The sequence below is a fragment of the Halobellus sp. EA9 genome, assembly GCF_051195055.1.
Taxonomy (GTDB): Archaea; Halobacteriota; Halobacteria; order Halobacteriales; family Haloferacaceae; genus Haloquadratum; species Haloquadratum rubicundus.
Genome location: NZ_JBNTJW010000001.1, coordinates 1 through 12,021, shown reverse-complemented (window position 1 = coordinate 12,021; position 12,021 = coordinate 1). Strand labels below are relative to the sequence as shown.

At 63.8% G+C, this 12,021-nt stretch carries 10 protein-coding genes and 1 tRNA gene; 7 read left to right on the top strand and 4 right to left on the bottom strand.

Annotation, left to right across the window (positions count from 1 at the left end; genetic code table 11):
• Positions 1 to 103 precede the first annotated feature (103 nt).
• From ACQUQ0_RS00055 to ACQUQ0_RS00040, 4 genes are all read left to right on the top strand, one after another.
• Positions 104 to 592, top strand: a complete 489-nt coding sequence (locus ACQUQ0_RS00055) for an Lrp/AsnC family transcriptional regulator (protein WP_372389039.1) — start codon at positions 104 to 106, stop codon at positions 590 to 592.
• Positions 589 to 1,755, top strand: coding sequence for a pyridoxal phosphate-dependent aminotransferase (locus ACQUQ0_RS00050; RefSeq protein WP_435182449.1), 1,167 nt, complete (start codon positions 589 to 591; stop codon positions 1,753 to 1,755). The genes ACQUQ0_RS00055 and ACQUQ0_RS00050 overlap by 4 nt, the downstream gene beginning before the upstream one ends.
• A 136-nt stretch (positions 1,756 to 1,891) precedes the next feature.
• Entirely contained in the window at positions 1,892 to 2,713 is an 822-nt protein-coding gene (locus tag ACQUQ0_RS00045) for a DUF7504 family protein (RefSeq protein ID WP_435182448.1), read from the top strand.
• 64 nt (positions 2,714 to 2,777) lie between these two features.
• Positions 2,778 to 4,994, top strand: coding sequence for a hypothetical protein (locus ACQUQ0_RS00040; RefSeq protein ID WP_435182447.1), 2,217 nt, complete (start codon positions 2,778 to 2,780; stop codon positions 4,992 to 4,994).
• A gap of 4 nt (positions 4,995 to 4,998) precedes the next feature.
• Here ACQUQ0_RS00040 and ACQUQ0_RS00035 read toward each other — a convergent pair whose 3' ends face one another.
• The 3 genes from ACQUQ0_RS00035 to guaB form a co-directional block, all read right to left on the bottom strand.
• A complete protein-coding gene (locus ACQUQ0_RS00035; protein ID WP_435182446.1) occupies positions 4,999 to 5,142 on the bottom strand; it encodes a DUF7503 family protein in 144 nt (47 codons plus the stop codon).
• Between the two features lie 182 nt (positions 5,143 to 5,324).
• Positions 5,325 to 5,924 carry a response regulator transcription factor gene (locus ACQUQ0_RS00030; protein WP_372389051.1) on the bottom strand — a complete coding sequence of 200 codons (600 nt, stop codon included), beginning with the start codon at positions 5,922 to 5,924 and terminating at the stop codon, positions 5,325 to 5,327.
• Between the two features lie 188 nt (positions 5,925 to 6,112).
• Complete coding sequence (guaB, locus tag ACQUQ0_RS00025) at positions 6,113 to 7,612, bottom strand: IMP dehydrogenase (RefSeq protein ID WP_435182445.1); 1,500 nt, start codon at positions 7,610 to 7,612, stop codon at positions 6,113 to 6,115.
• A 645-nt stretch (positions 7,613 to 8,257) separates the two neighbouring features.
• Here guaB and ACQUQ0_RS00020 point away from each other — a divergent pair.
• The 3 genes from ACQUQ0_RS00020 to ACQUQ0_RS00010 all read left to right on the top strand — a co-directional run bounded on the left by ACQUQ0_RS00020 (position 8,258) and on the right by ACQUQ0_RS00010 (position 9,743).
• Positions 8,258 to 9,232 carry a DUF5794 domain-containing protein gene (locus ACQUQ0_RS00020; RefSeq protein ID WP_435182444.1) on the top strand — a complete coding sequence of 325 codons (975 nt, stop codon included), beginning with the start codon at positions 8,258 to 8,260 and terminating at the stop codon, positions 9,230 to 9,232.
• 65 nt (positions 9,233 to 9,297) lie between these two features.
• Positions 9,298 to 9,522 carry a DUF5795 family protein gene (locus ACQUQ0_RS00015; protein WP_372389058.1) on the top strand — a complete coding sequence of 75 codons (225 nt, stop codon included), beginning with the start codon at positions 9,298 to 9,300 and terminating at the stop codon, positions 9,520 to 9,522.
• A 41-nt stretch (positions 9,523 to 9,563) separates the two neighbouring features.
• A tRNA-Trp gene (locus ACQUQ0_RS00010) sits at positions 9,564 to 9,743 on the top strand.
• Positions 9,744 to 10,336: 593 nt separating this feature from the next.
• On the opposite strand, the gene ACQUQ0_RS00005 is transcribed toward ACQUQ0_RS00010, so the two are convergent.
• The gene (locus tag ACQUQ0_RS00005) at positions 10,337 to 11,746 is read right to left on the bottom strand and encodes a hypothetical protein (RefSeq protein WP_435182443.1); all 1,410 of its coding nucleotides are present in this window, start codon (positions 11,744 to 11,746) and stop codon (positions 10,337 to 10,339) included.
• Between the last annotated feature and the right edge of the window lie 275 nt (positions 11,747 to 12,021).

The following is a 12,021-nucleotide window of genomic DNA, read 5'->3' as shown; positions in this document are numbered from 1 at the left end:
CGGACCGCCGGGGTATTGGGCCTTTCCCACCGCGTCCGAGGGCCCGAGCGTCGGCCGAAAACAGAGAGCAAACCCTTTCAACGGGGGCCGCTTCGATTCCCGTATGGAAGCGAAGCGGGAACTGCTCGACCTGTTGCTGAGCGACGCTCGACAGAGCACCGAGGACATCGCGCGACAACTCGGCGTAGACGCAGCAACGGTCGAGGAGCTGGTCGACGAGCTGGAGGCCGAGGGGGCGATCCGCGGCTACCAGGCGGTCGTCGACTGGAACAACGTGGACGAGGAACACGTCCGCGCGGAGGTCGAGCTGAACGTCGAGCTCGACCGCGAGACCGGCTACGAGGACATCGCCCAGCGCATCGCGCGCTTCCCAGAGGTGGCCTCGCTCCGGCTCATCTCCGGTAGCTACGACTTCGCCGTCGACGTCGAGGGCGACTCGATGCACGACGTCTCGAACTTCGTCTCCGAACAGATCGCGCCGATCCCCGAGGTGACCCAGACGGTCACCCACTTCGTGATGACGACGTACAAGGAGCGCGGCGTCTACTTCGGCGACGGCGACGACGACGACCGGCTCGCCGTCTCGCCATGAGCGAGCAGGCGTCGAGCCCGCTCTCCGAGCGGGCGCGGGAGACCCCGCCCTCCGGGATCCGGCGGTTCTTCGAGCTCGCAGAGGAGATGGACGACATCGTCTCGCTCGGCGTCGGCGAGCCCGACTTCTCCGCGCCGTGGGCCGCCCGGACGGCCGCCATCGACTCCCTGGAGCGGGGCCGGACCTCGTACACCGCCAACCGCGGTCGCCGGGACCTCCGCGAGCGGATCGCCGCCCACGTCACGCGGTACGACCTCGACTACGACCCCGACGAGGAGATCCTCGTCACCGCCGGCGCGAGCGAGGCGGTCGACCTCGCGATGCGGGCGCTCGTCGACCCCGGCGACGCGGTCGCGGTGCCGCAGCCGTCGTACATCTCCTACGGGCCGACGGTCACCTTCGCCGGCGGCGACGTCGTGTCGGTGTCGACCCGCGCGGAGAACGACTTCACCCTCACCTACGACGACCTCGAACGCGCCGGCGCGGCCGACGCCTCGGTGCTCGTCCTCTGTTACCCGAACAACCCCACGGGCGCGGTGATGACCCGGAGCGAGCTCCGGGAGGTCGCGGAGTTCGCCCGCGAGCACGACATCTTCGTCCTCTCCGACGAGATCTACGCCGCGCTCCGCTACGAGGACGAGCACGTCTCGATCGCGACCCTGCCGGGGATGCGCGAGCGGACCGTCGTCTTCAACGGCTTCTCGAAGGCCTACGCGATGACGGGGATGCGCCTCGGCTACGCGCTCGGGCCCCCGGAGGTGATCGACGCGATGAACCGCATCCACCAGTACACGATGCTGTCGGCGCCGACGACGGCGCAGTTCGCCGCCATCGAGGCGCTGGAGTCCTGCGACGACGCCGTCGCGGAGATGCGCCGGGAGTTCGACCGGCGGCGACAGTTCGTCATCTCGCGGTTCAACGACCTCGGGATGGACTGCTTCGAGGCAAAGGGCGCGTTCTACGTGTTCCCCGAGTGCCCGCCGGGCTGGGAGGACGACGAGGCGTTCGCGGAGGCGCTCATCCGCGAGGAGCGCGTCGCGCTCGTGCCCGGTCGCGTCTTCGGCAGCGGCGGCGAGGGCCACCTGCGCGTGTCCTACGCGTCGGCGATGCCGGAGCTGAAGACCGCGCTGGACCGGATCGAGTCGTTCGTCGCGTCGAACTGACGCCGTCCGGACCCGTCCGCGGAACCGTTCGGAGCCCGACGGGACCGACAGTCCGCGGCGAGGGCCATCCGACCGACGGCGCGCGACATTTCAGTTCACAAAGTATTATTTGGGAGGCCGTCTTGCGTTGAGACGAATGCATACTGGAGGCGGCACCGACGGGACTGGTGTCGGTGCCACCGTGGGCGTCGCGACCGCGCTCGACGAGCTGAAATCGCGCGGGAGCGCGCTCCTGGTCGTCGGGTCGGTCCCCGAAGAGGTCTACGCTCGCGTCTCGGGCTGTATGCTCGGCGATAGTTCGGAGAACCGTCGCCGGGTCGTCGTCGAGGGGGGCGAGAGCTCCGAGGTTCGCTTCGCGGACGTCGACCGGTGGACGCCGGAGTGGACGCGGGTGTTCCGCTGGGACGCCGATCCCCGCCGGTCGGCAGCCGCAGAGAGCCGCGGAAACGGCCCGGAAAGCGGACGGGCCGTCGGCCCGGACACCAGCCCCAACGGCCCCGGAATCGGGCGGACGAACGATGGGGGATCCGCTCCCGCCCCCGGATCCGGCCGGATCGACGGATACGCCGACGCCGCCGTGACGGTCGACGGCCCCGCCGCGAAACTGGGCGTCGAGGTCGGGACGGCGATCAGCGAACTCTCCGAGTTCGCCGGCGGCCTCGGGCCCGCGGAACTGCGCGTCGCCTTCGACTGCACGACCTCGTTGCTGTCGGCGTACGACGAACCGACCGCGTTCCGGTTCCTCCACGTCCTCGCGAACAACGTCCGTCGGGTCGACGGGATGGGCCACGTCCGCCTCCCGAAGCCGCTCGACGACGAGACCACCCGTCTCCTCGCCCCGCTCTTCGACGCCGTCGTGGAACTGCGGCTCGACGGGACCGAACCCCAACAGCGCTGGCACTTCCGCGACGCCGACGTCACGTCGGAGTGGCTCCCCGTCGATGAGCCGCCGGCCTGACGACCGCCGGCGCACGGCCGACGCACCAGTACGCTTTTTGCCGCGTGCGTGATGTGTTGGCATAATGGCAGGGTTCGGACGCGGCAGACGACCGGCCACGGACGTCGCCACCGGTGACGACGGCTATCTCGGGATCGAGTTCGGCACCCCCACCGACGGGAGCGGGGTCGTCGTCTCGGACCCGATCGAGCGGAGCCAGTTCGTGCTCACGACGTCCGAGTCCACGCGCTTGCGCCCGGCGGATCCGGAGGCGTTCCGATTCCCCGCCGACGCGGCGGTGCGCGTCCGAACCGACCGAATCGACCTCGAAACGGTGGTCTCCGTCTGCGTCCGCGACGGCGACGGCGAAATGCTGGCGCAGGCCGAGCACTTCGCCGACGAGTCGTTCCCGGCGGGGACGTACAGCGTCGAACTGTTCGCGCCGATCAAGCTCTACCTCCGCGTGGACGCGCCGCTCCGGGTCGTCTCGGACGCCACCCGGACCCGGATCGAGTTCGACGAGCCGACCGACGTCCTGGTCGGGGCGCGGTCCCACCACAAGCGCCCGGCGGCGACGATCCGGACGACCGACCGACCCCGCGATATGATGCGCGCGGTCTCGCTGCTCGGCTCGGCCCTGAAGACGACGAGCGTCGAGCGATCGTACCCGACGCTCCGGGGGCATCCGCCGCTGATCGAGCGCGGCGCGCGCTTCGAGGCGCCCGACGGGCTCTCGACTCCCGACACGGGCGTCGTCATCGAACTCCCCGAGACCAAGCGGCACGTCTACGCCGCAGCGCCGCTCGCGTACTATCTCGGCGCGGACGTCGTGCCCGGCGACCGGCCGCGGATCGTGACCGACGCGGGGTTCACCCACGACCTCGGCGGCACCGACGGCTTCGAGCGGTCGGTCGAGCGGGTGTTGAAACAGACGTTCTTCCTCGATTGTCTCACCCGCACCGAGGGCTACTACGAGGTCGATCTACACGAGCGGGACGCGCTCGCGGCCGACCTCGACCTGGACTTCGCGGATCTGTACGGGCAGTCGATCGGCGCCCAACTGGACGCGTACCTGGACGTCCCCTACGATATGCTCGAACCGCACGTCCCCGAGTGGAAGCTCACCGCGCACGTCGCGCCGACCGCGGAGAACGTCGAGTCGCTCCCGTTCGTCGCCAACGACCTCGGGGTGGTGCGGACGCCCGACACCGAGCCGACCGACGGCTCCGACGCGCAGGCGACTGCGGTCGGGGAGTTCCTCCGCCGGGGCTCGCCGCCGAGACCGGCGACGCCCTCGTCGCCGCCGCCCTCGCCGTCGGCGACGTCGTCGGCGGAGTTCACGCGGAGCGCCGGCAGCGCCACCCGGAGCCAGGGCGTCGAACCCGTCGACCGGCCGACGTACGTCCAGCCGCCCGAGGCGGAGTCGCTGGAGCACGCGTGGCTCGGCGAGGGCATCCCCATCGGCGCGAGCAAGGCGTCGCTGCAGGCGTACCGGAACCGACTCGACCGGGAGCCGATCGAGGGCGACATCGGCATCACCGTCGTCTGCAACGACCCGCGGATGGCGGAGGAGCGGGAGGCGGTCGAATCGGTCTACGGCTCCCGCGAGGAACTGCCGTTCGACGTGCGGACCCACTACGAGCTCTCGGTCGAGGAACTCCGGGACGTGCTCGCGACGGACGCGGAGTTCCTCCACTACATCGGCCACATCGACGACGACGGCTTCCAGTGTCCCGACGGCGCGCTCGATGTGACTACCGTCGAATCGATCGGCGTCGACTCGTTCCTCCTCAACGCCTGCCAGTCCTACGAGCAGGGGATGGAACTGATCGAACGCGGCGCCATCGCGGGTATCGTCACGCTCAACGACGTGATTAACAGCGGCGCGGTCGACATCGGGCGAAGTCTGGCTCGGCTGTTGAACTACGGCTTCCCGATCCGGGCGTCTCTGGAGTTGGCGAAACAGGACACCGTGATTGGCGACGACTACATCGTCGTTGGAGATGGCGGCTTCTGTGTCACGCAGGTGCAGGCGTTACTACCAAATATGTGTAATATCACACCGGATGATGGTGAATATAAAGTCGGATATCGAACATATCCAGCTGCAGCATACGGGATTGGTAGTATAGTACAACCTCAAATTCCCGGAAACGAATACTACTATCTATCTCCTGGTTTCGTTGACTCCTTCGGACTGAGTCAGGACGAATTAACGAGATTCTTCTCGATGGAGAACATCCCTGTTCTCTTAGACGGCGAGGTCAGGTGGTCCTACGACGTCAAAGCAGATAATTTGTAACTGCTCAGGGACCGTTAATTGCAACGTGATTCCCGGCGGCGACCGAGCCGGCCTGCGAGAGCAGGAGGAGCGCGGTGAACAGGACGCCCATCGCGCGGGGGTGGTCAGCGAGGTACTGTGCGACAGCGTTGGTGTCATTGTCGGACATGACGATTAGTACCTCGGCGCGTTTTAAAATAAAATTTTCTGACACTTTCTGATATAATATAACATTATTTTAGTCGAAAAACGGAGTAGAAAAATCCGCACAGCGCCGAGAGTGGCTCTCGGGAGCTGTCGAAGCGCTACAACAGATACTCGAAGCGACAGATCAGGCCGCTCGGTCGCCGACTACGCGGAGGTGTCGTCGTCGGGACCGGCGTCGGCGCCGATGTCGCGGTACACCGCAGTGAAATCGTCCTCGTCGCCGAACTGGGTCAGCGTCTCGTCGAGCTGCGAGCGGAGTTCGGCGACGCGCTCGGAGAGCTCCTGGTACTCCTCGTTGTTCTCCAGCGAGACGGGATCCTTCTCGGACTCCAAGAGGGCCTTCTTGGAGGCAAGCGAGAACAGCTCCTGGATGCCCTCGTCGTAGGTGTTCCGGAGGAGGAGGTTCTCGACCGTCTCCTTGAGGGCCTCCCGCGAGACCGGCTTGACGAGGTAGTCGTCGAAGCCCATCTCCAAGATGTCGAAGTCGGGTTCGACGGCGGTTACCATTGCGACGCGGCAGTCGACGCCCCGCTCGCGGATGGCTTCGAGGGCCTCGTCGCCCGAGAGGTCGGGCATCCGGCGGTCCAACAGGGCGATGTCGACCTCGTCGTCGAGCTGTTCGAGTGCCTCGCGGCCCCCGTAGGCGACGCGGACGCGATACTCGTCTCTCAGCCACGTTGCGTACAGGTCGGCGAGGTCCGGTTCGTCTTCGACGACGAGGACCAGCGGCGAGTCAGCGCTCATTGGTAGGGTCGCGGCGTGTCGAGTACACCGATACTACTGATCCCACTCCGCGGGCATATCAAGATACCCCTTGTGAGCCGCGCGGTGCCGGGGACGGTCTGCCAGTCCGGGGTCAGTCCAAGATCAGTTCGGAGTCAGTTCGGGGTCAGTCAGGCGATCCGGGAGGAGAGACGGGGATCGACCGGCGCTCAGTTGCCGTCGGGGCTGTAGTTCGGCGCCTCGTCGGTGATCATCACGTCGTGGGGGTGGCCCTCGGTCTGGCCCGCGCTGGAGACGCGGACGAACTCCGAGCGCTCCTTGAACGCCGGGATGGTCTCGGCGCCGACGTAGCCCATCCCCGAGCGCATCCCGCCGACGAGCTGGTGGAGCTCGGAGGCGAGCGTGCCCTTGTAGGGGGTCGCGGCCTCGACGCCCTCGGGCACGAACTCCTCGTCTTCGTCCTCCTCTTTGAGGTAGCGCTCGCCGCCGCCGGACTTCATCGCGCCGACAGAGCCCATTCCTCGATACTGCTTGTACTTCTTGCCGTTCATCGTGATGACGCGGCCGGGCGCCTCGTCGGTGCCGGCGAAGTACGAGCCGAGCATCACGGCGTCGGCGCCCGCGGCGATCGCCTTGATCGCGTCGCCGGAGTAGCGGATGCCGCCGTCGGCGATGACGGGGACGTCCTCGGGCGCGGCGACGTCTGCGACCTCCGCGACGGCGGTGATCTGCGGCATCCCGGCGCCGGAGACGACGCGGGTGGTACAGATCGAGCCCGGCCCGATGCCGACCTTCAGGCCGTCGGCGAAGTCCACGGCGGCCTCGGCGGCCTCGCGGGTGCCGACGTTGCCGACGACGACGTCGGCCTCGACGGAAGACTTGATCTCGCGGGCGCTATCGAGGACGTTGAGGTTGTGCGCGTGCGCGCAATCGATGAAGATCACGTCGGCGCCGGCCTCGTCGGCGGCCTCGGCGCGATCGGCGTCGAAGGGGCCGACGGCGACCCCGACGCGGAGCCGGCCGTCCTCGTCGCGGGCGGCGTTCTCGTGCTCGCGCCGCTGGAGGATGCCCTGCATCGTGACGAGGCCCACGAGGTGCTCCTCGTCGTCGACGATCGGGACGCGTTCGATCTTGTGGTCGTACATCAATTCGAGCGCGTCCCGCGCGGACACCTCGCGCGTGGCGGTGATGACCTCGTCGGTCATCGCCTCTCTGACCTCGTCGGACTCGCCGACCTCCAGGTAGGGCCGGATGTCGGTGCCGGAGATGATGCCCAGGACGGTGTCGTCGTCGGCGACGACGGGCGCCCCCGAGATGCCCTCGCGCTCCATCATCGCGTCGACCTCGCGGACGGTCTGTTCGGGCCGGGCGGTCACGACGTTCTCGCGACGGATCACGAGCTCGTCGGCGCGCTTTACGGCCTCGATCTCCGCGACCATCCTCTCGCTGTCCATATTCTGGTGGAGGACGCCCAGGCCGCCCTCGCGCGCCATCCCGATGGCCATCCCGCTCTCGGTGACGGTGTCCATCGCCGCCGAGAGGATCGGGATGTTCAGCTGGACGTTCTTCGAGACGCGCGTGGAGACGTCGGCCGCGTCGGGTTCGACCCGGCTCTCCTTCGGTCGAAGGAGTACGTCGTCGAACGTCAGCGCTTCCGGTACCTGGAGTTTCTCCGAGAACGGACCGCGGTCGGAAACGTCGTTCGCCATATAAACGGTCCAGGGGCGACCGACTAAAGCGTTGCGAGTCGACACGGCCGTGGAGATCGTTGGCACGTAACTGGTGGAAATACGCACACATATGTACACATTCCGGGCCAGGAGCCCCCTGTGACGAGCCTCTGCGAACGGAGCCGGGCGCCGATTATCGTAGCGGCTGTAAGTCTTCACTCACTCGGTCGCCCGCCGGTATGTGATCGGATGTGGAATCAGTTGCAACTGCTACGATAACCTCAGAAAAACCGCCGCGAGTCAGCGTAATATCTGCCCGCCGCTCGCACGCGATGTTTCGATACGTCACCTCTCGGTCGGTATTACTTCACAATCGCCGCCGCTCCGCCGACGTGAGTGTAAGAGATACATAACCGTGGGCAGCTGTCCCACACAACGCTTAATATCCCTCTCCGATACGTTTCGAATATGGACTCCGAGTGTCCCTCTGCATCGCGCATCGCGGGTCAGCAGACCACCCACTTCGATGCCGCCTTTACATTTACAGCGATGCAGAATTTCAAACGCGGGAACTGGACGCTCCCCGCGTCAGACTCGCTCGGAGTGCTCGGGCAGCCCGGCGCCGTCTCGTCGGGCTTGCGCCCGTATCGCCGTTTGGCCGATGGTCACGGCCGTTAGTCCCGAATGAGCGTCTCACGACACCCCGTCGCGCTCCGGCTTGAGCAGCAGGTCGGCGGTGCGACCCGACTCCTGGCGACGGTGATGGCACTGCCGTTAGTCGATGGCATCTTCCCCGCGCTCATCATCGCGGGGACGCTCAACAGCCCGCTCGGCATCGTCGAGACCGGGCTGTTGATGTTCGGCGGGTCGGCCACCGTCGCAGTCATCCTCGCTGAGATGGACGGCTCCCGCCGCGAGCAGGTCACCTCGGTGCTGGTCCTCGGCGCCGTCCTGCTTCCGATCGCGGGCTTGGAAGCCCTCTTCGCGGAGACCCTGAAGACGGTGCTCGACTTCCAGGTCTTCCACCGCTTCGCGGGCCTCGTGATCCTCGCGGTCGCCGCGAAGACGGCCTCCGCGAAGGTCGGCGAGTACCTCCCCTCCCCGAGCGTCATCATCGGCCTCGGGCTGGTGGCGAGCCTCAACCTCGGCGGCGCGTCGCTCGTCGTCACCCCGAACCTGGAGACGGTCGCCCGCGCGGTCGCGGCCGCCGGCGTGGGCGTCGGCTTCGCGCTCGCGGTCGCGCTCTTCGCCCCGCGGCTCCGCGGCGCCGTCGACCTCGACCTCTTCCGGTTCGGGAGCTCGGTCGCGCTCGGAATGCTCGCGATCGACGTCCTGGGGCTGCTGCCGACCCAGGCGCCCGTCGCGCTCGGCGTCCTCTGCGTCACGGCGCTGTTCGCCTTCGACCCGGCGGCAGACGCCGACGACTACGAGGCGCCCGCGGCCGCCGAAGACGCGTCCGAGCCGGCGGTTGAATCCGAGCCCGAGTCCGAACCGGACGTCCTGTCGGGCGTCGACGCGGAATCGCGCCGGCCGGCACCGTCCGGCGCCGTCGCGGACGGCGGCGACTGGGACGACGACTCCGCCGAAGAATCCTCCGAGGGCGGCGACGTCGGCTACGGCTACCCCGATTCCGGTGACTCGCGGGCACCGTGGCTCTGACCGATCGTCCGTCCATCCACGACTGCGCGCGACGGATTTACGACGGTCGGCGTCTTTGCCCGGGTATGAGCAACCGCGTCGTCGAAGGCCGGATGGTCACGCCCGAACGACTCGCCGAACTCGTCGAGGGCGAACCGCCGTTGGAAGCCGAACCGATCGAGGACGCCGAGATGGAGTGTCCCGACTGCGGCGGCAACGTCATCTCGGTGGGCTATATGCCGAGTGTGACGGAGTTCGTCACCGCTTACAAGTGCCAGGACTGCGCGTGGTCGGACACCGACCGATCGTAATTCCTTTATGTGGTATCGGCATACGGTCGGATGCACACACAGGGGCCGTGGCCAAGCCCGGCATGGCGACTGACTCCAGAGGCTTGGCGCCCGGTGACGACACTCCAGACTGATATACCGAGCGGCCGACTGATCATCGGTCCGCGTTGACGACCCTCTGGAGTACCGAGGCGCGTACCGGAGATATCAGTCGATCGGGGGTTCAAATCCCTCCGGCCCCACTTGCCTTGCTACGCGCGGCAAACAACCGATACAGAGCCTCTACTGCCGTTTTACGATTTCGCCAACCGGGATTTCAGGTTCGGATTTGAACCAATATATTTCCCCATCGGAGCCGTCTTGCGGTATCAAAGATTTCACGGCTCGCCGTATTGAGTGTGTCGGTGGGTTGGCCTTTGTCAGAGCCAAAAGCGGCGGGAACGGGCGTACGTTGAACAACCCCACCCGGTTCAGATTTTACTTCCGCTCCGCTTTGACAATATACAAACATATTGATAGCGTATTCTAACACGATGGGTCGAAATAGTGCCACCATCAAATACGCTATCGGGTCACTCTTCGGGAACGCATTTCCGATGTACGTATTCGGGAGTGGAATCTTGACTACAGGGCAGTTCTTACTGGGACTGGTTCGGACGCAAAGCATTGAGGGTGCTATTTCAGTTGCCCTCAATTACTATATTGCTAAATTGACCCCCTTCCCCCTCAATGAATTTCTGACTACCAGCGGATTCCAAGAAGTAGCCATCAATATCGGTGCCGCTCTGGCCGTCGGTGTGGTCACTGCTTCGTTCCTCTATCGAAAAAATAGGTATTAGACTCCGAGGTCGTCGTACTTCTCCAGTACCATCTCAAAGTATTCCTCATCCATCAGGCGCGGATTCTGGACCCGATGAAAGTCGTCCAGTACGAACGCGGTCTGTTCTCGGTCAAGCCCGTAGGCGTGGAACGCGGCGGCGTCGAGTTCGGCCTGAACCTCCCGCCGCTCGTCCATATCGGTCGCTGGCTCGATCCCGCCGAGCCGGTCGCGCATTTCCTCGAAGTCTTCCCCGTAGCAGTTGAGCCGGGCCGCTCGGGTCCAAATATACTCAAACCACTCGTCACCCTCTGTGAGACGGGGAACTTGTGACTCTCTGAATTTGTACATTACAATGCTTGAATCCACTTTTGTTCTCATCAAAAAGTCAAAAGGCATACTATTTAGAAGTCCGACAGTTACAAATAGTTCTTTATCATCGAATATGCTATCATAGGCACTGTGAAGCGGTATATTATCCAGATCTTCCCTTGTCGGATTAGGTTCTATAGGGCGGATTGTGTGTAATTTGTGATAGCATACAATTCCTTTAGGAAGGACACTTGCAATCATAGTTCGTTCGTCCGTTGTTCGGGCTATCTCGCGGTACACGATTCTGTACTCTGTACAGTCTAATTTCACATCATCCATCGAGAGAGGCTCTCCTCGGTTCTCTTCCAGCATATCGTTCACAAACTGTTTCTGTGATTTGCTGGTCTCTTCGCCACCAAACGTCAGGTATAGCGACTTCTTAAGATCGCCACTTCGGAAGGTCCGTTCTCTAACTCGTCGTTTTGCACTAATATCGGGGTTTTCTTCCTCGGGAACGCTCCAGAATTCAGGATGTTCGACACTACTTACTACGGAATCATCGTATGCAAATTGGAAGATATTTCGACCGCCGTATATTGGATATTCACCCTGTTCTTCGGAAACAAACCGATCGGAATCCCTTGCCCGGTCCAATTCACGGTGTGGGATTGCTTTCCACGTATCCTCTATATCATCCCCAAGAGAAGGGTGTGATAATATCTCGTCCAGCACCTCGACTTCCTCCTTACTGGTAATGAAAGGGAATATTCGGGATTCTGGGGAGTATCGTTCGAGAACGCGCTTTGGAATTTCAACGGCTCGTTCGTCCACCGAATCAAGAATTTCTGTATCGTGTTGTTGGAATATCGCTCTTAGAGTATCTGTGGAGCCAGAGTTTTTGAACGTCACAATGCCAAAATTATAACGATTGTCTATATTAGGAAATATACCCTTATTCTGGAAGGTGATTAGTGAATCAATCCGGGCCTCATTGAGCATTTTCATCCGCAGATCTTTCGAGAACGACCCGTTGAATATGACGCCGGGAAGAACTTGAGCGACGTATCCGCCGTGACCAGCAATCTCGAAAACACGTTCAAAAAATAACCCGGCCATCCGTCTTTAGCTAAGAGAATAACCGCGTGACAGCAGCGGCTTATCGAGGAACGTTTTTGTGAGGAATGAGGAGGCGGCGTCTGTGTACAACGATGCCTCCTCATCTCGAATTATGCGTCGGCTCACTACACTGTTTCCCTCCGAGTTCCTCGAAGAGCACGCCGAGGAACTCGGCGTGGTCGAGCGAGAAGGCAAGCTTCAGTCGATCACATCGAGACCGTTCTGACTCCTCCAGTAGAGCTTGAATCTGCATCTTCGATGCATTGCTGATCCTC

Excerpts from the sequence above, each read along its gene's own strand:
- ACQUQ0_RS00055 (WP_372389039.1), top strand. The coding sequence starts at position 104 with ATGGAAGCGAAGCGGGAACTGCTCGACCTGTTGCTGAGCGACGCTCGA.
- ACQUQ0_RS00050 (WP_435182449.1), top strand. The coding sequence starts at position 589 with ATGAGCGAGCAGGCGTCGAGCCCGCTCTCCGAGCGGGCGCGGGAGACC.
- ACQUQ0_RS00045 (WP_435182448.1), top strand. The coding sequence starts at position 1,892 with ATGCATACTGGAGGCGGCACCGACGGGACTGGTGTCGGTGCCACCGTG.
- ACQUQ0_RS00040 (WP_435182447.1), top strand. The coding sequence starts at position 2,778 with ATGGCAGGGTTCGGACGCGGCAGACGACCGGCCACGGACGTCGCCACC.
- ACQUQ0_RS00035 (WP_435182446.1), bottom strand. The coding sequence starts at position 5,142 with ATGTCCGACAATGACACCAACGCTGTCGCACAGTACCTCGCTGACCAC.
- ACQUQ0_RS00030 (WP_372389051.1), bottom strand. The coding sequence starts at position 5,924 with ATGAGCGCTGACTCGCCGCTGGTCCTCGTCGTCGAAGACGAACCGGAC.
- guaB (WP_435182445.1), bottom strand. The coding sequence starts at position 7,612 with ATGGCGAACGACGTTTCCGACCGCGGTCCGTTCTCGGAGAAACTCCAG.
- ACQUQ0_RS00020 (WP_435182444.1), top strand. The coding sequence starts at position 8,258 with ATGAGCGTCTCACGACACCCCGTCGCGCTCCGGCTTGAGCAGCAGGTC.
- ACQUQ0_RS00015 (WP_372389058.1), top strand. The coding sequence starts at position 9,298 with ATGAGCAACCGCGTCGTCGAAGGCCGGATGGTCACGCCCGAACGACTC.
- ACQUQ0_RS00005 (WP_435182443.1), bottom strand. The coding sequence starts at position 11,746 with ATGGCCGGGTTATTTTTTGAACGTGTTTTCGAGATTGCTGGTCACGGC.